The organism is Nocardiopsis mangrovi (assembly GCF_042653925.1).
Lineage (GTDB): Bacteria > Actinomycetota > Actinomycetes > Streptosporangiales > Streptosporangiaceae > Nocardiopsis_B > Nocardiopsis_B mangrovi.
Genome location: NZ_JBHSFQ010000018.1, coordinates 116,612 through 139,986, shown reverse-complemented (window position 1 = coordinate 139,986; position 23,375 = coordinate 116,612). Strand labels below are relative to the sequence as shown.

Below are 23,375 nucleotides of genomic sequence, written 5' to 3'. Positions count from 1 at the left end.
GGCGCCTGCGGGAATCCACGGACCCTCACGCTGAGATCTGGGACGGACAGATCCTGCGGGGGCGTGCACGGCAAAGAATGAAAGAAGCCGCCGAAGCAGTGTTCAGCCATTCTCACTCACCGTCATGTAGATCCACTACGGCAAACACGCGGATTTCTCCGCTCGTTTCGAAACGCTAAGCGGATGCGAACAGGTCGTCAAGGTCGTTATGAGCACAGAGCGTGACCATGTGATCATTATCGGTCATGACCTGGGAATGCAGGAATCTTCAATTCCGGCATTGACCTGCGAAAATAATCTACGCTACGGCCGCGGCGGAGCCGCTCGGAGGATCCCAACAGTATTCAGAAAGTGACCATGTAGACAGTGCTGCTGGCCTGGGCCTTCATGAGGGTGTCAAACATCACGATCCGACAACGCGCGCAAATGCACCCGCGCAATGCCGCCCCCGCCATCGATTCCGGCGGGGGCGGTGATGCCCGCTATTCGGGCTTGACCAGCGGAAACAGCACGGTGTCGCGGATATTGCGGCCGGTGAAGCCCATGAGCAGCCGGTCGATTCCGACCCCCACTCCGCCCGTGGGCGGCATGCCGTATTCGAGGGCCCGCAAAAAGTCCTCGTCGAGCTGCATCGCCTCGGGGTCGCCGCCGGCGGCCAGCAGCGACTGCTCGGTGAGCCGGCGCCGCTGCTCGACCGGGTCGACCAGCTCCGAGTACCCGGTGCCCAGCTCCATGCCGAACCCGATCAGGTCCCACTTCTCGGTGAGCAGGGGGTCGTCGCGGTGCTGCCGGGTCAGCGGGCTGGTCTCGACCGGGAAGTCCCGCACGAAGGTGGGCTGTTCGAGGGTGTGCTCGACCAGCTCCTCGAACAGGTGCTCCACCAGCTTGCCCTGGCCCCAGTCGGGGCTCCACTCGATCTCGCGGGAATCGGCGAGCTTGCGGACGTCCTCCAGCGGGGTGCGCGGGGTGACCTCGGTCCCCAGCGCCTCCGACACGACCCCGTACAGGGGGACCTGCGGCCACTCCCCGCCCAGGTCGAACTCGCGGCCGTCGCGCTCGACCACGGTGGAGCCGAACACCGCGCGGGCCGCCGACTGGATCAGCTCGCGGGTGGTGTCGGCCACGACGTTGTAATCGGCATAGGCCTGGTAGAACTCCAGCATCGTGAACTCGGGGTTGTGCGTGGAGTCGGCGCCCTCGTTGCGGAAGTTCCGGTTGATCTCGAAGACCCGCTCGACCCCGCCCACCACGAGCCGCTTCAGGTACAGCTCGGGGGCGATGCGCAGGTACAGCCCGAGGTCGTAGGCGTTGATGTGGGTGGTGAACGGGCGCGCGGTGGCGCCGCCGTGCACCTGCTGGAGCATCGGGGTCTCGACCTCGATGAAGCCGCGGTCCATCAGGCCGTCGCGCAGGGAGCGGACGGCCGCGGCGCGGCGCCGCACCATGTCGCGGGACTCGGGGTTGACGATGAGGTCCACGTAGCGCCGGCGCACCCGCGCCTCGGGGTCGGTGAGGCCCTTGTGCTTGTCGGGCAGGGGGCGCAGGCACTTGGCGGTGAGGGCCCAGGAGTCGACCATGACCGACAGCTCACCGCGCCGCGACGTGATCACCTCGCCCTCGACGCCCACGTGGTCGCCCAGATCGACGTCGGACTTCCACGCGGCCAGCGAGTCGGCGCCGAGCCGGTCGAGCGACAGCATGACCTGGAGGTCGCCGGAGGGGTCGCGCAGGGTGGCGAAGCACAGCTTGCCGCCCGTGCGGTAGAGCATGACGCGGCCGGCGATCCCCACCCGCTCCCCTGTGGCGGAGTCGGGGCCGAGGTCCCCGAATTTCTCCCGGACGTCCCCGATACCGGTGGTCCGCGGGAACCCGACGGGGAAGGGGTCGGCCCCTTCGCCGCGCAGCCGGTCCAGCTTCTCGCGCCGGATGCGCATCTGCTCGGGCAGGTCATCGTAGGAATCGTCCAGCACATCACTCACGGCATCGATCCTATCGGCGCCGCCGCCTCGGCCGGACCGCAGGCGGGACCGCCCCGCTCAGCCCACGTTGCGCTGGTACACCAGCCGCAGGCCGATCAGCGTGAGCCACGGCTCGTGGACGTCGACGGTCTCGCACTCGTCGACCACCAGGGGGGCGAGCCCGCCGGTGGCCACCACCGTGACGGAGTCGACGTCGGCGGTGAGGTCCTGGGCCATCCGGTCCACGATGCCGTCGACCTGGCCCGCGAAGCCGAAGACGATCCCCGAGCGCAGCGCCTCGGTGGTGTTCTTGGCGATGACCGCGCGCGGCTTGACGATCTCGACCATGTGCAGCTGGGCGCCGCGGCGCGACAGGGCCTCCACCGAGATGTCGATGCCCGGCGCGATGGCGCCGCCCACGTACTCGCCCTTGACGCTCACGGCGTCGAAGGTGGTGGCGGTGCCGAAGTCGACCACCACGCACGGGCCGCCGTAGAGCTCCACGGCGGCCAGGGCGTTGATGATCCGGTCGCTGCCGACCTCCTTGGGGTTGTCCATGCGCACCGGGATGCCGGTCTTCACGCCCGGCTCGACGATGACCGCCGGCACGTCGCCGAAGTGCCGGCGGAACATCTCGCGCATCTCGTGCTGGACGGTCGGCACCGAGCAGCACATGGCGATGCCGTCGATGTCGCCGGAGCGCATCAGGGCGCTGCCGCCGATGAGCCCCTGGAGCACCACCGCCCATTCGTCGGCGGTGCGGCGCGCCTCGGTCGATACGCGCCAGTGCTCCGTCAGGTCCTCGCCGTCGAAGAGGCCGAGGACCGTGTGGGAGTTACCGACATCGATCGCGAGCAGCATGTGGGCCTCATCATCCGGGGTCGTGGGGGTCGGCTGGGTTCAGTGGGTCTCGCGCAGATCGAGCGCGATGTCCAGTGCCGGACTGGAGTGGGTCAGGGCACCCACCGCAAGATAGTCCACCCCGGTCGCGGCCACTTCGGACGCGACCGCCAGCGTCAGCCCGCCGCTGGACTCCAGCCGGGCGCGGCCCGCGACGAGGGCCACGGCCCGCCGCAGGTCGGCCACTGTGAAGTTGTCGAGCAGGATCTCCTGGGCGCCGGCCTTGAGCGCCGGCTCGATCTGGTCGATCCGGTCGACCTCGACCTCCAGCGGCAGCCCCGGGTAGGCGCGCTGGACGGCGCGGACGGCTTCGGCGACGCCGCCGGCGGCCAGGACGTGGTTGTCCTTGATCAGCGCGGCGTCGGCGAGGCCGTAGCGGTGGTTGACCCCGCCCCCGCAGCGCACGGCGTACTTCTCCAGCGCGCGCAGGCCCGGGTGGGTCTTGCGGCTGTCGCGGATCCGCGCCCCGGTGCCCTCGACCGCCGCCACCCATCGCGCGGTGGCGGTGGCGATGCCGGAGAGGTGGGTGAGCAGGTTCAGCGCCGTGCGCTCGGCGGTGAGCAGGTCGCGCGTGCGCGCGGTGACGGTCATCAGCACATCGCCGCGGCGCACCCGGTCGCCGTCGGCGACGCGGCGCTCCACCTCGACCGCGCCGCCGGCGACGGTCCAGAACACGAGCTCGGCGACCGCCAGGCCGGCGGCGGTGCCATCGGCGCGGGCGACGACGTCGGCCGTGCTCAGCTGGCCTGCGGGGATGGTGGCCACGGTCGTGACGTCGACGCCGGCCCCGTGGCGGAGGTCCTCGTCGAGGGCGGTGCGCACGAGGCCGAGCGTGCCCAGGCCGGAGTCGTCCGGGGTGGGCTCGTTGGCCTCGGGGACCGACGCCGCCAGCTCGGCGGAGATGTGCTCGGGCGGCCGGACGACGGGCGCGGCCGGGCGCGGGAGCACGGTGACCCGCCCCTCGGGGTCCAGCACGCCCACAGCGCCCGCGTGCCCCCCGGGGGCGTGCCCGGGGTGGTCGGACCGCCAGTGTGCGCCGCGGCTCTCGCGCCGGGCCTCGGCGTGGGCGGCCACGAAGGCGGCGACGGTGAGCAGGTTGGTGGCCTCCCACGCGGCGATCCCCGGCTCGGCGGCCCCGGGCGCGGCGGACGCGGCGGCGATCCGGTCCAGCGCGGCGCGGGCGGCGGCCAGGCCCGCGCCGTCGCGCACGACGCCCACGTGCCGCGACATCGCCGCGCGCAGTTCGCCCGCCGTAGCGGGGTCGGCGAGCCCGTGCGGCCGGACGAGGGCGGAGCCGGCCGCCGACGCCCCGGTGGCGGTGGGCCGCCCGGCCAGGGCGCGGGCGATGCGGCCGGCGAAGACCAGTCCCTCCAGCAGCGAGTTGGACGCGAGCCGGTTGGCGCCGTGCACACCGGTGCAGGCGGCCTCGCCCACCGCGTAGAGCCCGGGCACCGACGTCGCGCCGTCCAGATCGGTGCGGATGCCGCCGGAGGCGTAGTGCGCGGCGGGCACGACCGGGATCGGCCGCGTCACCGGGTCGATGCCGTGGGCGCGGCAGGAGGCCAGGATGGTGGGGAACCGTCTCTCCCACTTCTCGGCCCCGAAGTGGCGCGCGTCCAGCAGCACGTGGCCGGCGCCGGTGTCGGCCATGGCGCGGGAGATGGCGCGCGTCACGATGTCGCGCGGCGCGAGGTCGGCGAGCTCGTGTTCGCCCCGCATGAACCGGCGGCCCTCGGTGTCGACCAGGAAGGCGCCCTCGCCGCGCACCGCCTCCGACACCAGGGGCTGCTGGCCGCGGGAGTCGGCGCCCAGCCAGAGCACGGTGGGGTGGAACTGGACGAACTCCAGGTCCTGCGCCTCGGCACCGGCGCGCAGCGCGAGCGCGACCCCGTCGCCGGTGGAGACCGGCGGGTTGGTGGTGGCGGCGAAGATCTGGCCGATACCGCCGGTGGCGATGACCACGGACGGCGCGAGCACGGCGCCCACGCCGTCGCGCCGCCCCTCGCCCATCACGTGCAGGGTGACGCCGCGGACCCGGCCGCGCGGCGCGCCGGGGGCGACGGGGGTGAGCAGGGCGTCGAGGGCGAGGGCGTGCTCGATGACCTCGATGCGCGGCTGGGCCTCGACGGCTGCGATCAGGGCCCGCTCGATCTCGGCCCCGGTGGCGTCGCCGCCGGCGTGGGCGATGCGGTCGGCGCGGTGCCCGCCCTCGCGGGTCAGCGCGAGTTCGCCGGCGGGGTCGAGGTCGAACCGGGCGCCCGCGGCGACGAGCCGGCGCACCGCGCCGGGGCCCTCGGTGGCCAGCACGTGCACGGAACGGGGGTCGCAGGCGCCGTCGCCCGCGGTGAGGGTGTCGATCATGTGCGCGACCGGGCGGTCGGCCGGCCCCAGCGCGGCGGCCACGCCGCCCTGCGCCCACCGGGTGGAGCCGGTGGAGAGCACGTCCTTGGTGACGATGACGGCCCGCCCTCCGGGCACGCGGGCGACGTAGTCCAGCGCGGTGCTGAGCCCGGCGACGCCCGACCCGACGATCACGACGTCGGCTTCGGTCGTCCAGCCGGGCTCGGGGGCGGTGAGCCGGAGCGGTAGGGGCGACGACGTGGTGGCGCTCACCGTGGTTACTCCCTGTTCCAGGTGGGTCCGCTGGGGATCACAGCGTGAGCGGCACGTTATCAATCAGCCTGGTCGCTCCCACACGCGCGGCCACCACGAGCACGGCATCGCCCCGGAAGTCGCCGGGGACCTCGGAGAAGGACTGGGCGTCGACGAGGGCCAGGTAGTCCACCTCGACCGGCGGCGCCTCGTCGGCCGCCGCGTCGAGCACGGCGCGCGCGGCGCTGAGGATGCCGATCGGGCCGGTGACCGACGCGTCGGCGCCGGCGAGCAGCGCCCGGGACAGCGCGAGGGCGCTCTCGCGCTCCTTGGCCGACAGGTAGGCGTTGCGGCTGGAGGTGGCCAGGCCGTCGGGGTCGCGCACCGTGGGCACGCCCACGATCGCGACGCCCATGCCCAGGTCGCGCACCATCCGGCGGACGACCGCGAGCTGCTGGGCGTCCTTCTGGCCGAAGAACGCGAGATCGGGGCGGACCATATGGAACAGCTTGCCGACGACGGTGAGGACGCCGTCGAAGAAGCCGGGGCGGAACTCGCCTTCGAGGACGTCGCCCATGCGGCCGGGGTGGACGGTCACCATCTGCCGACCCGGGTACATGGTCTCGACCGCGGGCGCGTAGACGACGTCGACGCCCTCCTCGGCGCAGACGGCGAGGTCGGCGGCCAACGGTCGGGGATAGCGGTCGAAGTCCTCGTTCGGCCCGAACTGGAGCGGGTTCACGAAGATGCTGACCGCAACGGCGTCGGCCTGCTCGCGCGCCGCGGCGATGAGCGCGCGGTGCCCGATGTGCAGCGCGCCCATGGTCGGCACGAGGGCGAGGCGGCCCAGGCCGGGGCGCAGCCGGGCCAGCTCCTCCGGCGTGCGGACCACGATCGGGTCACTGGGCGCGGGGGTCGCCGAAGCGGGGGCCTGATGGGTCATGGGGGTGTCCTCCGTCGATGGGGAAGCGGCTCACGCCTGGAGGACGTCCAGCAGGCGTTCGGCGTCGTGCGGCTTGAGCAGCCCCGCCGCAAGGGCGCGGTCGGCGGTCAGCCGGGCCAGCGCCACATAGGCGGGGACGCTCTCCGGGGAGTGCGCGCGCAGTTCGGCGATGTGCCCGGCGACGGTCTCGGTGTCGCCGCGCAGAACGGGTCCGCTGAGGCCGTCCATGCCGAGCCGCAGCGCGTTGTCCAAGGCGGCGCCCAGCAGAGGGGCGAGCATCCGGCCCGGGTCGTCGACGCCGGCCCGGGTGAGCAGGGCGGCGCTCTCGGCGACCAGGGTGACCATGTGGTTGGCCCCTCCGGCGAGCGCCGCGTGGTAGAGGGTCCGGTGCTCCTCGGCGATCCACACGGGCTCGGCGCCCATCTCCACCACCAGGGCCTCGGCGATGGGGCGCAGCACGTCGGGTGCGGTGACGCCGAAGGAGGCGTTGGTGAGGCGGTCCAGGTCCTCGTCGCGGCCGGTGAAGGTCATGACCGGGTGCAGGGCGAGGGGCAGCGCCCCGGCCGCGGTGGCGGGCGCGAGGACGCCGTGGCCGTGGCTGCCGCTGGTGTGGGCGAGGAAGGTCCCGGCGACCGGGGTGCCGGTGTCGACCAGGCCGCGCACGAGGGGGGCCAGGGCGTCGTCGGGGACGGTGAGCAGGACGAGGTCGACGGCCTCGACCACGTCGGCGGGTTCGAGGAGGGTGGCGTGGGGCAGCCGCTCGGCCACCCGCTCGCGGGAGGCGTCGGAGACGGCCGCGGCGGCGACGACCCGGTGGCCCGCGCGTTCGAGGGCGGCGCCGAGGACCGATCCGACCCGGCCGGGGCCGATCACGCCGATGGCGAGCCGCGCCGGGCGCCGGGTGACTTCCGTTGTCTCCATCGCACCTCGTTCCGCCCACGTTCCAGCCCGCACCGGGGTACCGGACGTCCGGCCGCCAGCTTACTGTCCGTTGCTGAGCAGCGCGGACGCCGGGTGCCCGGCGGGTCGCCGAACTGGGGGAGCGGGCCGGCCGCGGGCGTCAGCGGTCGAAGACGAACACGGGGCCGAAGATCACCTTGTCGCCGAAGTCGTTGCCGGCCAGCGCCGGCCCGCCGCCGGACGCCGCGCCGTTGTCGATGTCGTTCTCGACCTCGGTCGCCGGCTCCGCCTCCGGCGCGGTCTCGTCGGCCGAGGCGGGGCCGACCGCGATCAGGACGCCGATGACGGCGGCGGCTACGGCTCCTGCGACGGAGTACTTCTCGGGCACTGGGCCTCCTTGCGTTCGCCGGACGGGCGCCGTCCGGCCTGGCTGATGTCTCGACGGGCGGCGGGTCGCTCGCCCCGGATACGCGGAAGGGCCGGCGCCGCCCCCAGGGCAGGCGGCACCGGCCCGCATCACGCTCGGTCCGCGCCCCGAAGGCGCGGGTGACCGGATCTGCGGACGATCCGGATCAGTGGCGGCCGTGACCGCCGACGTGGATGTCCTCGATGACCGCCGCGCCGGAGTGGTCGCAGCTGGCCCCGGCGTTGCCGAGGACCGCGATCGCGTTGCCGCAGAGGTTGATCGGGATGTCCAGGTCGGCGACGAGCTGGTTGCCCCCGAGGAGGCTGCCGTTGCCCGAGGTGGACACGTCGTCGGCGGCGTAGGCGGGCGTGCCCGCGAGAAGTGCCCCTGCGAAGGCGGCTGCGACGGCACCGGCGGCGAGAACGTTCTTCAGCACTGCGAATCCCCTCATGAAGGTCCGGCCGGTGGCACCGACCGGCGCGATATTCCTGTGCGTATCAAAGTAAACACGCAACGTGTTCGCACACTATCTAGCCACACGGGGACGGCCCGGAACGTGGATTTTGCGAAAGTGAATAAGGGGAGAAAATCTTCACCGCCCCGAACGGGGTGGCATGTCGGACATTCCGCAATCAACACACCCCCCTACCGCCACAAGCGGTGACGCACGCCACACAGGCGTGTCTATGCGTGCGTCGTGGGGCAGAGCGGGAGAAGCCGCGCGCAAGCGGCCGAACCGGGGCTCACCCCTGCCGCCCGGCCGCCTCACTGCGCGTGGCCCAGCGCTCGGGTCCGGCGCTGGAGCTGCGCGCCTCGTGCCCGTAACGGGCGATGCCGTCGACGACCCGCCGGGCCTCGGCGAGGTCGCGGCCCACCGCACGCGCCCGGATCGGACCGGGCGGGGTGTCGGCGTCGACCGTCGCGACGCCGCGCCGCCGCGCCAGCGGCCCGGCGGTCATCCGGATGCTCTGCGCGCGGGCGTGCGGGACGATCTCGATGATCCGGCAGAACAGCCCGCGCCGGGCCACGAACAGCTTGCCGTCGACCCCCAGCGCGTCGCCGCTCGTGTGGCCGCGCGCCGCCGGGTGCAGCGGCACCCCCGCCGCCGAGGTCCCCGGGAAGAGCTCGTCCACCAGGGCGAAGGCGAGGTGGCGCGGGACCACCGGCAGCAGGACCGAGGAGTCCATCTGGCGCTCGCCGACGTAGCCGGCGACGTTGGCCTCGACGCGCACCACCCCCAGCGAGCGCCACAGCAGCGGCTCGACGAGGCGCACGGCCTGCACCCTGCCGGGCGGCACGGTCTGCATCCGCGCCGCGAAGGCGCCGTACCGCAGCCGCAGGCCGTCGGGCGACAGGGAGGCGTAGAAGTCCGTGTAGCGCATCAGCGGGCCGAGGAAGCCGCGCATCAGACCCAGCAGCAGCGGGACCGCCCCGCCGAGGACGCCGAGTTCGCCGACCGCGATGCCGCCGGCGATCAGCATCAGGAAGAGCATGAACGCGCCGAGCACCGGAAGCCGGAAGGCCAGCGCGCCCAGGAGCAGGCCGAATGGCAGCCGGTAGAACGGCCATTCGGGTGCTTCGGGGGTCTTGCCCGACAGCCCGGCGGCGTGGGCCAGCAGCGACGCCCGGAGGCGTTCGGCCGTCCCCCGGCCGAGGTAGCGCAGGCGGATCTCGCTGGAGTCGCCCCCGGCCAGCTCCACGCGCAGCTCGGCCAGGCCCAGCACCTGCATCAGCAGCGGGCGGACGACGTCGACCGCCTGGAGGCGGCTGAGCGGGATCTCCCGCGACACCCGCCGCACCAGGCCGGTGTGCACGACCAGGTGGTCTTCGCGCAGGCCGAAGGACGAGTGCCACCACGAGAGCAGGGCGTAGGCGGTGGAGCCGCACGCCACGGCGATGGTGAGCATCGTCATCCAGCCGAGGCCGAACCCGATGAGCAGGGGGCCGGGCATCGCCAGGAACACGACGGTGACCAGCACGACCTGGAACGGCACCGTCGCCCAGTGCGTGCGGTGGGCCCCGCGCGTGACATCGGGGACCGGCCGCGCCGGAGGCGGGGGCGGTGGCGGCGCGGCGGGATACGGAGCGGACACGGCCGCCGGCGGCGTCGGCGGCAGGAACCGCACGTGCGCCCCCTGACCGGAACCCCCGCCGGGCTGCCCGGGGTACCCGGGCTGTCCCGGGTGCCCGGGACCGCCTGGATGGCCGGGGTACCCGGGACCGCCGGGGTATCCCGGACCACCGGGGTACGCGGGGTCGCCGGGATGACCGGGACCGCCGGCCTGGCCGTTGTAGCCGGAGTGCCCCGGTCCACCGGCCTGGCCGGATCCACCCGGGTATCCGGCGGCGGGCGGCACGGGATACGCATGCGGGTGCGGCCGCCGGGCGGCACCGAAGGTCTGCTGCGCGGCGCCGCCGAACGTCTGCTGCGGCGCGTAGGGCCCCGTGGCCTGCGCCGGCTGCGCCCCTTGGCCGAAGGCACCGGTCGTCGGCGGCCCCGCCCGGCCATCCCCGTACGGCGGCCCGGGGACCGCGCCGCCGTGGCCCGGGTATCCCCCGGTTCCATGGCCGTGCGGCCCGGAGGCCCCGTGGGACCCCGGGTGATCAGGGCCGGCCGGCCAGGGCCGGCCGTACGCCTCACCCTGCGGAGGCCCGGCGAAGGTCTGCGTCGGGTGGGGCTGCTGGTGCTGGAACCCCTGCGTCGGGTGCGACGGCGGAAGGCCGATCGTCTGCGGGGCAGGGGCGAACGCCTGCGACTCCTGGGGCCCGGGCCCACCCCGCGTCTGCTCGGGCCGCGCGGACACCTGCGATCCGGGGAAGCCCTGCGTCCGCTGAGCCTGGACCGTGTTCTGCGCCGGCTGGGGCCGGGCGAACGCCCGGGTGCCGTCCTGTTCGCCGGGGAGCGACCCCTGGTACCCGGGTGGCACCGCCGGACCGCCCGCCGGTGCCGCCGACGCCGGAGGACGGGCGAAAGCGGCCGTCGGCCCGGCCGGAGCCGAGGGGTAGGCGGAGGGCGGAGCACCGTTCCCGCGGCCGATCGAAACGGGGCCCTGAGGCCCCTGGAAGGCGGCCTGGCCGTCGGCGGCCGGACCGTGAGAGGACGTCTCCGCGGTCGGCCGCGGAGCGGCATACGGGCGGCCGGCCCCAAGGGGTCCCTGGGTCGCATGGTGGCCGTGCGACCTCGGAGCCTCAGAAGACCCCTCGACGGCCGGAGCGAAGCGAGGAGTATCGGAGGACCACGAGCCGCCGGACAGGCCGTTGGCGTGCTCCTCGGGGCCGTGTGAGGACCACCCCTCGCCCAGGCCGTCGTCGCCGCCCGGGTCCGGCTCGGATGCCGCCCCGCCTCGGGCGGCTACGGCGGCCCCTCCTGCGAGGGTCCCGGTCGCGTCGACCTCGGTCCACAGCGGGCCGGCATCCGGCGATCCGGCGCCGGCGGCCCCCACACCACTGGCGGAGGGAGCACTCCCGATCTGCGAGGCACCACCGGTTATCGCCGACCCGCGACCGTCCCCGGCCCGCAACGGATCCGCGGGGAAGGGGTCATCGCCATCGCGCGAAGAACCGGACGCACCGTCGTCCTCCGGGGCCTCCCACGACACCCCGCCGTAGAACCCGTCGGCCTCCTGCGGCGAGCCATCACCAGAGACACCGAACACGCCCGGCGAGGAGACCGCCCGGGAAACCGCCCCGGCCCCGGCCGGCCCATCCGGCGTGCCCTCCGCACCGCTACCGGCCGACGGAGCCCTACCCGGGTCCCCCTCGCCGCTGTCGGCGCGCGTGTGATTCGTGCGGGGCGGGTCATCCTCGTCACGCACGGAGCGAGACGACCCGTCGTCCTCCGGGGCCTCCCACGACAGCCCGCCGAAGAAATCGTCCGCCGCCGGTGCCCGGTCGTCCTGAGGGGCATCGGACACGTCCGGCCCCGCTACACGCTCCGAAACCGCGCCGGCCGCGACCGTCTCCGGCTCGTCCTGCCCGGCTCGGGCCCCGGCGGCCTTCGCGGTCGCCGGCTCCGACGCGTCGGAACCACTGCCTGGGGTGTCCTCAGCCGGTGCGGCACCGCCGGACGTCCCCGGGCCGCGATCAACTCCGGCCCGCGAAGGGCCGGGGGCGGATGGTCCGCCGTCATCGCGCGCGGACCCGGACGACCGGCCTCGCACCGGTGGCGCTTCCGGCCCCGTGCCGGTCCCGGGAACCGGTGCCTCGTCGCGGCCGGCAGCGGACGGGACCGCGTCCTCGGCGAAGCCGACCCATGACACGCCACTCGCGAAGTCGTCGTCCTCGGCGTCCGGGGCGGGCTCGGCGGCGGTGGGGGCCCGGCGTGCGTCGTCGGGTGCGGCCCGGCCTCCGCGGCGGCGTGCGGCGGTCCGGTCGCCGGGCAGGCTCATGTGCGGCCACAGCGGTGGGGGGGACGCGTCCCCGCCGCGGCCGTTCCCCGCCGCGGCCGTGGCCCCGTCCGGCTCCCGCGCCGGCCCGGTACCGGATGCGGCGTCGCTTCCGGTACCCGCCGCGGCGCCGGCCCGGACCGCGTCGGGATCCTCGGTGCCCGCGGTCGCGGCGGAGGAGCGGTAGTAGGGGCGGTCGTCGACCGGTGGCGGTGCGACCTGGTCCGTGCTGTAGGCGTCGGTAGGGCCCGTGACCGGGCGCAGGGGCGGGAGGCGGCCGGGTTCGGGGGCATCGTCGGCATCGAACAGCCACCCGTCGGCGTCACCGGCGGATCCGCCGTCGGTGACGCCGTTCGGGATGGAGGACGCCGGGTCCGTGTCCGGAGTGGCCGTGTCGCCGCCCGGAACGCGCGCGCCGCCTCCCGGAGACGCGCCGCCCCCTGGGGACGCGCCGGTGTCCGGCGCGGCACCATCGTCCGGCGCGGTGTCGTCGGCCAAGGCGGAAGCGCCGTCGTCCGATGGCGGTGCGTCCTCTGGGCGGGCCCCGGATGGCGCCGTGTCGCGCGCCGGCTCGGCGCCGAACCAGCGCCGCTTCTTCCGGCCGGGGCCGGGCGCGGCTCCGGCGGCCCGTTCGGTGCCGCCCGGGTCCGGTGCGCCGCCGGGCGCGTCGTCGTTGGCGTCGCTCACAGGCTCAGAGCCCCGTCGAGAAGGTCTCGCTGCGCGCCGCCAGGCGGTCGCGCAGCACGACGGCGTCGTCGAGCCGGAGTCCCGGGATGCGGGTGTCGGCGGTGGTGGCCGCCGTACGCACGCGGACCGTGGCCATCCCCAGCGCCTGTTCCAGCAGGTTCGACGTGACGTCCACCACCTGCATCCGGCCGTAGGGGATGACGACCAGTTGGCGGACGACGACGCCGTACGTCAGGTAGAAGTCGGTGCGCCCCTCGGCGTAGCCCCAGGAGCGCCACACCGTGGACGCCGCGGGCCACCCGCCGGCGCCGGCGGCCACCGCCAGCACCACCCACGCGACGGCCAGGACCCATGACCACATCCACAGGACTCCGGCGCCGAGGGCGGCCACCGGGACCAGCGCGGCGAGCAGGATCAGCCGGCGGTACAGGGCGAGCATCGGCGAGACGCGGTTCCACTCGGTGCCGGCGGGCGCGGCGAACGCCGCGGCGACGGTGTCGGGGGAGACGGCGGTCTGCCCGCCGTCCCCGGGCCGGGCCGCGAGGCCCGGTTCACCGCTGTCCGCGGGATCGGCTCCGAGGCCCGGCCCGCCGCCATCCGCGGGATCGGCGCCCAAGCCCGACCCGCCGCTGTTCGCCGGGTCGGCTCCGAAGCGGGATCCGCCGGGATCGCGCGGGGCGCCGTCGTCGGCGGGCGCGATCACGGGGCCGCGCGGTCCGGGCTCGCCGCTGTCGCCCGCCGGGGGGTGTTCCCCAGCGGGCGCGGTGACCATGCCCTCGTCGGATCCGGACGCGGTTCCGGAGTCGTCACCGGGGGCGGTTCCCGGAGCTGTTGGGTCAGACGCGGCAAACTCCACGATTCCAGTCAATCATCCCTTCGCCCCTCCGCGGAGTCATGCCACGCGAGCCGCCCGCCGATCCGCCGCGGATCCTCGGGGTTCCGCGGGGGCGGCCGGGCCGGGCTCGACGGGTTCGGCGGGTTCGACCGGGACGCGGGGGACGATGGGGTTGGAAGGGGCGGCCGGATCCCCCGGATCGGTGGGGCCGAGCGGGTCGAACCCGCCGCGCGCCGCACGCCTTGGGGCACCGGCCGGTGTGAGGCCGGCCACGGCCGTCGCGGGGGTGTCCGTGAAGGGACCCGCGGAATCCATAAGGTCGAGAAGATCGGCGGGGCCAAGGGGGACGAGGCGCACCCGCCGTGGTCGTGGCGGGTCCTCGTTCGGCGCGGAGGGGTACTCGGCGACTGGCGTGACCAATGTGTCGATGGACATAGGCGCGGCTCCCGAAGCTGGTGTGTCGGACGCGGCAATTTCCACGATTCCAGTCAATCATCCTCCCGCCCGGTGGAGCGGGGCCACAGGAACCGGGTATCGGACGATCGCGAACCGCCGCGGCGCCGCGCCCCTTCACTCCGAGAGCACGGAACGTCCAGGTCACACGGGTGGCCGCGCCGGCCCGGCCCACCGCAGGACGGGCGTTCGCGGGCGGCGCGGCGTCACGTGTGTCCGGTTCAGGCCACCGGTCCCCGTTCCGGCGACGGGCCCCTGCCTCCAGGCCACCGGTCGCCGATCCGACGGGGTCCCCGCGTCAGGCGGCCGGTCTCCGGCCCGGCGGCGGCTCCTCGTCCTCCGGCGGCACCCGGCAGGCGTGCTCCAGGAGGAGGGCGGCGGCGAGGAGCAGGCCGCCCGCCGCCAGGGTGCCCGCGCAGGTGATGGCGTCGGCGCGCGCGGCGGCGGCGTTCAGCCGGTCGAGCAGGGCCAGCGCCGCGCCGCCGAACACGCCGACCGACACGGCACCGAACAGCGCGCTGGCCTTGGCCAGCGCCAGCAGCCGGGCGGCGCTGAGCGGGTCGATCGGCGTGGTGCCGGTGGCCCGCCGGATGCGGCGGCGGGTGTGCCAGGCCGTGATGCCCTCGCCCACCGCCAGCAGCGACAGAGTGGGGATCGCCGTCCACGGCACCAGCGGGAAGGACCCGTAGGCGCGGTCGACCGCCACGTAGGCGATCACCGCGCCCACCACGATGATGCCCAGCGGCAGCCGCCAGCCCGTCGGCCGCACGCTTCCTTCGTGCTGGTTGTCGTCCATGCGGTCCTTTGCGTGGTCGGGTCAGAGCGGCGGTTGGAGGGCGAGGTCGTCGCGCCGCCGGATCTCCTGGCCGGCGACGCCGGCGAGCAGGTCGGCCACTGCGCCGTGGCCGGGCAGGACCGCATCGGGGTCGGTGTCGGCCCAGGGGCGGAGCACGAACGCGCGCTCGTGGGCGCGCGGGTGCGGCAGGGTGAGATCGGGGTCGCCGCCGCGCCGGCTTCCGTAGGCGACGATGTCGACGTCCAGCGTGCGCGGCCCCCAGCGGGCCTCGCGGACCCGCTCGAACGCCTCCTCGACGCTCTGCACCCGTTCCAGCAGCTCGATGGGCGGCAGTTCGGTGTCGGCGAGCAGCACCACGTTGAGGAACGGCCCCTGCTCGGGTCCGCCCACCGGGGCGGTCTCATAGACCGGCGACAGCGCCACCGGCTCCAGCCCGGGGGCGTCGAACAGCGCGTCGACGGCCCCCTGGAGGATCGCCCTGCGGTCGCCCATGTTCCCGCCCAGTGAGAGCACGACCCGTTCGGGGGCGTCGGGCGGCGTGTCGACGGAGGTCACGGGCGCCTCCGCACGATGGTGACCGTCACGTCGGAGAACTCCTGGGCGATCGGGGCGTTGGGCTTGTGCACGGTGACCTCGGCCTCGCGCACCCGGGGCTCCGCCAGGCAGACGGCGGCCAGGCGCTCCGCCAGGGTCTCGATGAGGTTCACGGGCTCCCCCCGAACGACCTCGACCAGCCGGTCGCTGACCTCTCCGTAGTGCACGGTCAGGCCGAGGTCGTCGGTGCGCGCGGCCTCGCGGGTGTCGACGCCGAGCACGGCGTCGACGATGAACTCCTGCCCTTCGCGGCGCTCCGCCTCGAGCACGCCGTGGTGGCCGCGGGCCCGCAGCCCGCGCACGGCGATCCGGTCCAGCGGCCCGGGCGGATCCTGCGCACCCGGGCGGTCCGGCTGGTCTGCCACCGTCAGTCCTCGTCCCCGTCGTCGTCCTCGTCGAGCAGCACCGGTGAGGCGTGGTGCGACCACAGCCGCCACCCCTGGGCGGTGTGCACGAACATGTTGGTGGTCACGACCTGGCCGCCCGCGACGAAGCCGGGGTTGTCGTCCTCGGCGGTCAGCACGTTCTCCTCGCACGTGACCATGGCGACGTCGCCGCTCACCCCGATGTGGGTGTCGGTCAGCACGTACTGGATGTAGGGCACGTTGGCCATGATCAGCGCCCAGGCGCGCATGATCTCGGCGCGCCCGCGCAGCAGAGGCCACCCGGGGTTGACGCAGACCAGGTCGGGGGCCTCGTCCTCCTCGGCCCAGACCCGGCGCATCAGGTCGATGTCGCCGTTCTCGATGGCCCCGTAGAACTGCGCGTTGGCCTCGGCCACGCGCTCCATGACCTCCTGCCGGGACTTCACCGGCCACCCCGGCCGACGAGGTCGGCGCGGCCGTTGCGGAGGCCGGCGCCTCCGCTGCGCCAGGCGGCCGCGACGCGGACCGCGTCGGCGTTGGGCCGGACGTCGTGGACGCGCACGCACCACGCGCCGCGGTCGGCCGCGAGCGTGGTGAGGGCGACGGTCGCGTCATCGCATTCCGTGAATTCGCGGGATGTGCCGTCGGGGCCGGCGAGCAGCCGCCCGAGGAACCGCTTGCGGGAGCCTGCTATCAAGAGTGGACGCCCCAATTCGTCGAATCGGTCGAGGTGTGCGAGTAGGGCCCAGTTGTGGCCCTGCTCCGGGCGCTTGGCGAACCCCAGGCCGGGGTCCAGGACGATCTGGCCGGGATCGACGCCTTCGCCGACCATCACGTCCATGCGGTCCTCCAGTTCGTCGCGCACCTCGGTGACGACGTCGGCGTAGACCGCTCGGTTCTGCATGTCATGACTATGCCCGCGCCAGTGCATGAGCACGTAGGCGACGCCGGACTTGGCCACGAGCCGGGCCATCGCGGGGTCGGCGAGCCCTCCGCTGACGTCGTTGACCAGCAGCGCCCCGGCGTCGACCGCGTGCGCGGCGACCTCGGCGCGCATGGTGTCGACGCTGACGGCGATGCCCTGGCGGGCGAGTTCGCGGACCACCGGGCCGACCCTGCGCAGCTCCTCGGCGCTGGAGACGCGCTGGGCGCCGGGCCGGGTGGACTCGCCGCCCACGTCGATGATGTCGGCGCCGTCATCGGCCAGCCGGAGGCCGTGCTCGATGGCCTTCTCGGGGTCGAACCAGCTGCCACCGTCGGAGAAGGAATCCGGGGTGACATTGACGACCCCCATGACCAGGCACCGCCCGCGATCGGGAAGTCCTGGAAGCTTGTTCGTCGACGCCATGTCCTCACCCTACGAGACGCGGCGGCGCGGCAGCCGCGCCGCCCGCGCGTCCTGTGTCGTGCCGCCGGGTCGCGGGGACCGGCGGGACGTGCGGATACGCCGCTGCCCGCCGCACGGCGCGTGCGGCGGGCAGCGGGTGCCGGGCGGTCCGGGGTACCCCGGACCGCCCGGGTGTCAGTCGCGGGCCAGGATGAGGCTCATGGCCTCGGCCCGGGTGCGGTCGCGGTTGCGGAAGTCGCCGCGCACCGCCGAGGTGACGGTCTTGGCGCCGGGTTTGCGGACGCCGCGCATGGTCATGCACAGGTGCTCGGCCTCGACCACCACGATCACGCCGCGCGGTTCGAGGTACTTCATGACGGCGTCGGCGACCTCGGTGGTGAGCCGCTCCTGCACCTGGGGACGGCGCGCGAACACGTCGACCAGCCGCGCCAGCTTCGACAGCCCGGTGATCTGGCCGTTGGCGTTGGGGATGTAGCCGATGTGGGCGCTGCCGTAGAAGGGCACGAGGTGGTGCTCGCAGGTGGAGTACAGCTCGATGTCCTTGACCAGCACCATCTCCTCGTGGCCGGCCTCGAACACCGTGGTCAGGACGTCGCCCGGGTCCTGCCGCAGCCCCGCGAACTGCTCCTCGTAGGCGCGCGCGACGCGCGCGGGGGTGTCGCGCAGGCCGTCGCGGTCCGGGTCCTCGCCGATGGCGATCAGGATCTCGCGGACGGCCTGCGCGATGCGCTGCTGGTCGACCCTGCCGCCGGCGGTCGCCACCAGCGGGATGTCGTCCTCCTCACCCCCGAACATTCCGCTCACGCCGGCGTCCCGCGGTCATCGCCGGACCCGGAGTCGCCCGCGGGACCGTCGGTGCCGCCGGCCGCCGCGGGGCCGTCGCCGTTCCAGTCGCTCCGGCCGTTGGGGCTGTCCTGGCCGGAGAGGCCGGACTGCCCGTTGCCGTTCGCGACGGTGCCGACGTCCTGGGGGCCCAGCAGGGCGAGCTCCTTGGGCGTCTGCACGGGCGGCTGGTCGGAGGGCTGGCGCTTGCCGTAGCCCGTGAAGGAGCCGCGTGCCGGGCGCTTGGTGATCGGCGCGAAGACCTCCAGGACCTGCTCCTTGGTGAGGGTCTCCTTGTCGAGCAGGTGCAGCACCAGGTCGTCGAGGACCGCGCGGTACTCGACGAGGATCTCGTAGGCCTCGTCGTGGGCGGACTCGATGAGCCGGCGCACCTCCTCGTCGATCAGGGAGGCGATCTCCTCGGAGTACTCGCGGGCGTGCGACATCTCGCGGCCGAGGAACGGCTCGGTGTTGCCGCTGCCGAACTTGCGCGCCCCGAGCCGCTCGCTCATGCCGTACTCGGTGATCATGTTGCGCGCCAGGCTGGTGGCCTTGTCGATGTCGTTGGCGGCGCCCGTGGTGGGCTCGTGGAAGACGAGTTCCTCGGCCGCGCGCCCGCCGAGCATCATGGCGAGCTGGTCCATCATCTCCGAGCGGGAGGTGAGGAACTTGTCCTCCATCGGGACCGACATGGTGTAGCCGAGCGCCCGGCCCCGCGGCAGGATCGTGATCTTGTGCACGGGGTCGGCGTTGGGCAGGGCGTGGCCCACCAGGGCGTGGCCGCCCTCATGGTAGGCGATGACCTTCTTCTCGGCGTCGGACATGACGCGGGTCTTGCGCTCGGGGCCGGCCATGACGCGGTCGATGGCCTCCTCCAGCGTGGGCAGGTCGATCTCGTTGCGCCCCGCGCGCGCCGACAGCAGGGCGCCCTCGTTGACGACGTTGGCGAGGTCGGCGCCGGTCATGCCGGAGGTGCGCCGGGCGATGACGTCGAGGTCGACGTCGTCGGCCATGGGCTTGCCCTTGACGTGCACCTGGAGGATGCCCTTGCGGCCCTCCATGTCGGGGCGGTCGACCACGATCTGGCGGTCGAACCGGCCCGGGCGCAGCAGCGCGGGGTCGAGGATGTCGGGCCGGTTGGTGGCGGCGATCAGGATGACGCCGCCCTTGACGTCGAACCCGTCCATCTCGACCAGCATCTGGTTCAGGGTCTGTTCGCGCTCGTCGTGGCCGCCGCCCATGCCGGCGCCGCGGTGGCGGCCGACGGCGTCGATCTCGTCGATGAAGATGATCGCGGGGGCGTTGGCCTTGGCCTGCTCGAAGAGGTCGCGCACCCGCGACGCGCCCACGCCGACGAACATCTCGACGAAGTCGGAGCCGGAGATCGAGTAGAACGGCACCCCCGCCTCGCCCGCGACGGCGCGCGCCAGCAGGGTCTTGCCGGTTCCGGGCGGGCCGAACAGCAGCACGCCCTTGGGGATCTTGGCGCCCATGGACTGGAACTTGGCGGGGTTCTGGAGGAACTCCTTGATCTCCTGGAGCTCCTCGATGGCCTCCTCGGCGCCGGCGACGTCGGCGAAGGTGCTCTTAGGCGTGTCCTTGGTGATCAGCTTCGCCTTGGACTTCCCGAAGTTCATCACCCGGGAACCGCCGCCCTGCATCTGATTCATGACGAAGAGGAAGATGGCGATGATGATGATCAGCGGAAGGAACGAGAACAGCAGGGAGACGAACATGCTGTCCTGCGGGACCTCGACGTCGTAGGACTGGAGGTTCTCGCCGTCCTGTTCGAGGGTCCGCAGCTCCTGCGCGAGCTCGTAGCCCTGGCCTTCGACCCAGTACGCTTCGTAGATCTGGTCGTCGGTGGTGGTCAGCTCGATTCGCTGTTCCTTGTCGATCAACCGGGCGTTGTCCACCTGATCGCCGGAGATCAGCTCGAAGACCCGCGATGTGTCGACCTTCTCCGGTTCGGGACCGGAGCCCAGGCTCGTGAGCTGGAAGAAAACGAAGAGCATGAGGCCAATGGCCAGGATCCATGGCCACGGCCCGCGGTACAAGCGCTTGAGATTCATCGATACGGAACCCCGCTGGGTCCGTCCCTCCTGACCAGCGGCCTGCTTCGAGCACACACGAGCACCCGGAGGGCCGCTCAATGTCCCCGGAAGCGGGACCTATCGGACACGTATTCCCTACAGTGATGCCGGGATAATCGACGGTACACCCCGTCCACGACCGGGCGCACTCACGCCTCGGACCAGCACGGCCGGTGGTGAACCGTCAAGACACCAACGCCCGCGGACACCCGCAATGTTCCCGGCGGCCGGGGCGGCACCCGCGCGGCACCGCCCCGCGCCCCCGGCTCACCCCTGGTAGACGTGCGGCGCCAGGGTGCCGATGAACGGCAGGTTCCGGTACTTCTCGGCATAGTCCAGGCCGTACCCGACGATGAACTCGTTGGGCAGGTCGAAGCCGATGTACTTCACTTTCAGGTCGACGCTGAACGCCAGCGGCTTGCGCACCATCGTGCAGATCTCGACCGACGCCGGGCCCCGCGACTTCAAATTGCCGACCAGCCACGACAGGGTCAGGCCGGAGTCGATGACGTCCTCGACGATGAGGACGTTGCGGTCCTTGATGTCGGTGTCCAGGTCCTTGAGGATGCGCACCACGCCCGACGACGTCGTCCCCGCGCCGTAGGAGGACACCGCCATCCAGTCCATCTCGCAGGCGTGGCCCAGCCCGCGCGCGAGATCGGCCATGACCATGACGGCGCCCTTCAGGACGCCGACGAGCAGCAGGTCCTTGCCGGCGTAGTCGGCGTCGATCTCGGCGGCCAGCTCGCGGATCCTGGCCGTGATCTCTTCCTCGGTGACCAGGACCTTTTCAAGGTCGCCGCCCATGTCCTTCGCGTCCACGCTCTGTCGCCCTCGCTGCTCGCCTCGCGGAACCGGATGGCAACCAGGATAAAGGTCGACAAGCCGCCCCCGGCTCCGTCGCCCCCGCTCACCCGCCCCGCGGACCGGCCCCGCGCGGCCCGGACGAGCTGCGAACGCGCTCCGCACGAGCCCGTACGGCGCCTCGCACCGCCGCCGGCTACGGCGCGATGGCGATGCGCCCGCCGGTGCGGCGGGCGCGGCGGGCACCCGGCAGGTGCACCTCCGCCTGGCCGCGCCAGTCGGTGACCAGCCGGTCGAGCTCGCCGACATGGCCGGCGGTGAGATCGCCCGCCGGGCACCCGGCGGCCAGCGCCGCCCCCCGCAGCACCCGCGTGCGCACCGCGCGCGGCAGGCCGCCGAGCACCCGCACGTCGAGCTCCCCCGGGCCCGCCTCCGCCTCGGCGGCGGCCCGCCGCGCCCACGCGTCGAGCGCGTCGGCGTCGTCGCGCAGCAGCCCGGCGGTCCGCGCCAGCGCCTCGGTGATCCCCGGACCCAGCGCCTCCTCCAGCGCGGGCAGCGCGTTGTGGCGCACCCGGGAGCGGGCGTAGGCGGGATCGGTGTTGTGCGGGTCGCTCCAGGGGTCGAGCCCCATGCGCCGGCACGCCTCGCGCACCGACGCGCGGCTCAACCCGAGGAAAGGGCGCAGATAGCGGTCTCCCCCGGGGGCCATGCCGGCCAGCGACCGCGCGCCGGAGCCGCGGGCCAGCCCGAGCAGCACGGTCTCGGCCTGGTCGTCGCGGGTGTGCCCGAGCAGCACGGCGGCGGCGCCGTGGCGGTCGGCGGCGGAGTCGAGCGCCGAGTACCGGGCGTGCCGCGCCGCGGCCTCGGGGCCGCCGGCGCGTCCGACCCGCACCGCCACGGTGTCGACGGGGTCGAGGCCGAGGCCGCGCAGGGTGGCGGCGACAGCGGCGGCGCGGTCGGCCGAGCCCGCTTGGAGCCCGTGGTCGACGGTGACGGCGCCCGCCCGCAACCCCATCCGCGGGGCGGCGAAGGCGGTGGCGCCGGCCAGCGCCAACGAGTCGGCCCCGCCGCTGCACCCGACCAGCACCAGGGATCCGCGCGCCAGGCCGCCGAGCGCGCGCCGCACCTGGCGGCGCGCGGCGGCGACGTCGGCCGGCGGGCCGGTCATGGGAGTGGGCCCGGTCGGGCTGCGGCCGGGCGGGTCACCCCTCGGACGCGGCGGGACCGGCACCGGGCAGCGCCGGCGGGCTCACCACGCGGGCGACCCAGTCCTCGGGGTTGCGGATCTCGGCGAGGGTGGGCAGGGTCTCGGGCGACTCCCACACGCGGTTGAAGTCGGCCATACCCACCTGGGCCACGACCTTGCGGACGAACACGGCCCCTTCCTCGTACTGCTTCATCTTGAGGTCGAGGCCCAGCAGCTGGCGGATGACCTTGTCGACGCGGTTGGCGCCCTCGCGGCGCCGCTGGAACCGGCGGCGGATCGTGGCGACGGAGGGGACGACCTCGGGGCCGACCGCGTCCATCACGTAGTCGCCGTGCCCCTCGGCCAAGGACATCACGGCGGTGATCCGGTCCAGGATCTCGCTCTGCTCCTGGCTCTGGAACGCGGTGATCAGGTTGCCCTCGCCGCCGCGCACCGCTTCGGCCACGGCCTCTCCGGCCGCGCGCAGCCGGTCGAGGAAGTCCGACGCGTCGACGTTGGACGCCAGCAGCATGTCCTGCATCTGCTGCTGGACGTACTCGCGCAGCCAGGGCGACGACGTGAACTGGGTGCGGTGGGTCTCCTCGTGCAGGCACACCCACAGCCGGAAGTCGCGGGGGTCGACGTCGAGTTCGCGCTCGGCGTGGACGATGTTGGGCGCCACGAGCGTGAGGCGCCCGGTCGGCGCGGTGCCGTCGGGGTCGGGCGGCAGGAAGAGCTCGTACTGCCCGAGCACGCGGCCGGCGAGGTAGGAGAGCACGGCGCCCAGTTGGACGCCGGTGACGCGCGACCCCACCGCGGAGGTGATGGTGCCGGCCGCGCCGAGGCCCGGCTTCGCGGCGGCGAGGCGGTCGAGGATGGGTTCCAGCACCACGCGGAACCCGTCGACGTTGGCCTTGATCCAGCCGGGACGGTCGACGATGACCGCTGGTCCTGCCGGTTCAAGGGGTTCCATACCGGTGAACTCGCGCACGTGCCCCTGGGCGGTGACGGACAGCTCGCGCAGCTGCGCCACGGCGTGCCGGGCGTCGGCGAGGTCCACCTGAGGGCCGGGCCGCACGAGGCGGATTCCGGTGTTGACGGCTACGTCCCAGTCGATCAGACTCACGCCCTCACCGTACCCACTGGACACGGACATCACGGGATGACGGTCGCGATTTCCGGGTTTCCTCAGGGGCGACCCCGAGCGCGGGCACCGGGCCGAGGGCCGGATCCGGCCCTCGGGCGAACGGCCGCCGGCCCGCCGGGCGCGAGGCGCCCGGCGGGCCGGCGGTGGTTCCGGGTGATCCG

General features: G+C 73.8%; 19 protein-coding genes. All 19 read right to left on the bottom strand.

What is annotated here, in order from left to right; translation table 11 throughout:
* Positions 1 to 482: 482 nt before the first annotated feature.
* Positions 483 to 1,979 carry a bifunctional lysylphosphatidylglycerol synthetase/lysine--tRNA ligase LysX gene (lysX, locus tag ACFO4E_RS18605; RefSeq protein ID WP_378576505.1) on the bottom strand — a complete coding sequence of 499 codons (1,497 nt, stop codon included), beginning with the start codon at positions 1,977 to 1,979 and terminating at the stop codon, positions 483 to 485.
* A 57-nt stretch (positions 1,980 to 2,036) separates the two neighbouring features.
* Entirely contained in the window at positions 2,037 to 2,819 is a 783-nt protein-coding gene (locus ACFO4E_RS18600) for a type III pantothenate kinase (protein WP_378576503.1), read from the bottom strand.
* Between the two features lie 39 nt (positions 2,820 to 2,858).
* Positions 2,859 to 5,471, bottom strand: a complete 2,613-nt coding sequence (locus ACFO4E_RS18595; protein ID WP_378576501.1) for an L-aspartate oxidase — start codon at positions 5,469 to 5,471, stop codon at positions 2,859 to 2,861.
* 37 nt (positions 5,472 to 5,508) lie between these two features.
* The gene (gene panC / locus ACFO4E_RS18590; RefSeq protein WP_378576499.1) at positions 5,509 to 6,393 is read right to left on the bottom strand and encodes a pantoate--beta-alanine ligase; all 885 of its coding nucleotides are present in this window, start codon (positions 6,391 to 6,393) and stop codon (positions 5,509 to 5,511) included.
* 30 nt (positions 6,394 to 6,423) lie between these two features.
* Positions 6,424 to 7,314: a Rossmann-like and DUF2520 domain-containing protein gene (locus ACFO4E_RS18585; protein WP_378576498.1), complete on the bottom strand. Its 891-nt coding sequence runs from the start codon at positions 7,312 to 7,314 to the stop codon at positions 6,424 to 6,426.
* Positions 7,315 to 7,453: 139 nt separating this feature from the next.
* Positions 7,454 to 7,681 (bottom strand): hypothetical protein, encoded by a 228-nt coding sequence (locus tag ACFO4E_RS18580; protein ID WP_378576496.1) that lies wholly within the window; start codon positions 7,679 to 7,681, stop codon positions 7,454 to 7,456.
* Between the two features lie 184 nt (positions 7,682 to 7,865).
* Positions 7,866 to 8,135 carry a chaplin family protein gene (locus tag ACFO4E_RS18575; protein WP_378576494.1) on the bottom strand — a complete coding sequence of 90 codons (270 nt, stop codon included), beginning with the start codon at positions 8,133 to 8,135 and terminating at the stop codon, positions 7,866 to 7,868.
* A 307-nt stretch (positions 8,136 to 8,442) separates the two neighbouring features.
* On the bottom strand, positions 8,443 to 9,693 hold the full coding sequence (locus ACFO4E_RS18570; RefSeq protein ID WP_378576493.1) for a PH domain-containing protein: 1,251 nt from the start codon (positions 9,691 to 9,693) through the stop codon (positions 8,443 to 8,445).
* A 3,082-nt stretch (positions 9,694 to 12,775) separates the two neighbouring features.
* Positions 12,776 to 13,627 carry a PH domain-containing protein gene (locus ACFO4E_RS18565; protein WP_378576491.1) on the bottom strand — a complete coding sequence of 284 codons (852 nt, stop codon included), beginning with the start codon at positions 13,625 to 13,627 and terminating at the stop codon, positions 12,776 to 12,778.
* Between the two features lie 730 nt (positions 13,628 to 14,357).
* Positions 14,358 to 14,855, bottom strand: a complete 498-nt coding sequence (locus ACFO4E_RS18560) for a DUF3180 domain-containing protein (protein WP_378576489.1) — start codon at positions 14,853 to 14,855, stop codon at positions 14,358 to 14,360.
* A 21-nt stretch (positions 14,856 to 14,876) separates the two neighbouring features.
* The gene (gene folK / locus ACFO4E_RS18555) at positions 14,877 to 15,347 is read right to left on the bottom strand and encodes a 2-amino-4-hydroxy-6-hydroxymethyldihydropteridine diphosphokinase (protein WP_378576526.1); all 471 of its coding nucleotides are present in this window, start codon (positions 15,345 to 15,347) and stop codon (positions 14,877 to 14,879) included.
* A 59-nt stretch (positions 15,348 to 15,406) separates the two neighbouring features.
* The gene (folB, locus tag ACFO4E_RS18550) at positions 15,407 to 15,814 is read right to left on the bottom strand and encodes a dihydroneopterin aldolase (RefSeq protein WP_378576488.1); all 408 of its coding nucleotides are present in this window, start codon (positions 15,812 to 15,814) and stop codon (positions 15,407 to 15,409) included.
* A 2-nt stretch (positions 15,815 to 15,816) separates the two neighbouring features.
* Positions 15,817 to 16,260 carry a nuclear transport factor 2 family protein gene (locus ACFO4E_RS18545; protein ID WP_378576486.1) on the bottom strand — a complete coding sequence of 148 codons (444 nt, stop codon included), beginning with the start codon at positions 16,258 to 16,260 and terminating at the stop codon, positions 15,817 to 15,819.
* Positions 16,257 to 17,162 carry a dihydropteroate synthase gene (gene folP, locus ACFO4E_RS18540; protein WP_465263134.1) on the bottom strand — a complete coding sequence of 302 codons (906 nt, stop codon included), beginning with the start codon at positions 17,160 to 17,162 and terminating at the stop codon, positions 16,257 to 16,259. Before folP ends, ACFO4E_RS18545 begins: the two co-directional genes overlap by 4 nt.
* A gap of 174 nt (positions 17,163 to 17,336) precedes the next feature.
* Positions 17,337 to 17,957: a GTP cyclohydrolase I FolE gene (gene folE, locus ACFO4E_RS18535; RefSeq protein WP_378576522.1), complete on the bottom strand. Its 621-nt coding sequence runs from the start codon at positions 17,955 to 17,957 to the stop codon at positions 17,337 to 17,339.
* Between the two features lie 5 nt (positions 17,958 to 17,962).
* The gene (ftsH, locus tag ACFO4E_RS18530; protein WP_378576484.1) at positions 17,963 to 20,056 is read right to left on the bottom strand and encodes an ATP-dependent zinc metalloprotease FtsH; all 2,094 of its coding nucleotides are present in this window, start codon (positions 20,054 to 20,056) and stop codon (positions 17,963 to 17,965) included.
* Between the two features lie 288 nt (positions 20,057 to 20,344).
* Complete coding sequence (hpt, locus tag ACFO4E_RS18525) at positions 20,345 to 20,899, bottom strand: hypoxanthine phosphoribosyltransferase (RefSeq protein ID WP_378576482.1); 555 nt, start codon at positions 20,897 to 20,899, stop codon at positions 20,345 to 20,347.
* Positions 20,900 to 21,077: 178 nt separating this feature from the next.
* Entirely contained in the window at positions 21,078 to 22,049 is a 972-nt protein-coding gene (gene tilS, locus ACFO4E_RS18520; protein WP_378576480.1) for a tRNA lysidine(34) synthetase TilS, read from the bottom strand.
* Positions 22,050 to 22,083: 34 nt separating this feature from the next.
* Complete coding sequence (locus ACFO4E_RS18515) at positions 22,084 to 23,187, bottom strand: zinc-dependent metalloprotease (RefSeq protein WP_378576520.1); 1,104 nt, start codon at positions 23,185 to 23,187, stop codon at positions 22,084 to 22,086.
* Positions 23,188 to 23,375 lie beyond the last annotated feature (188 nt).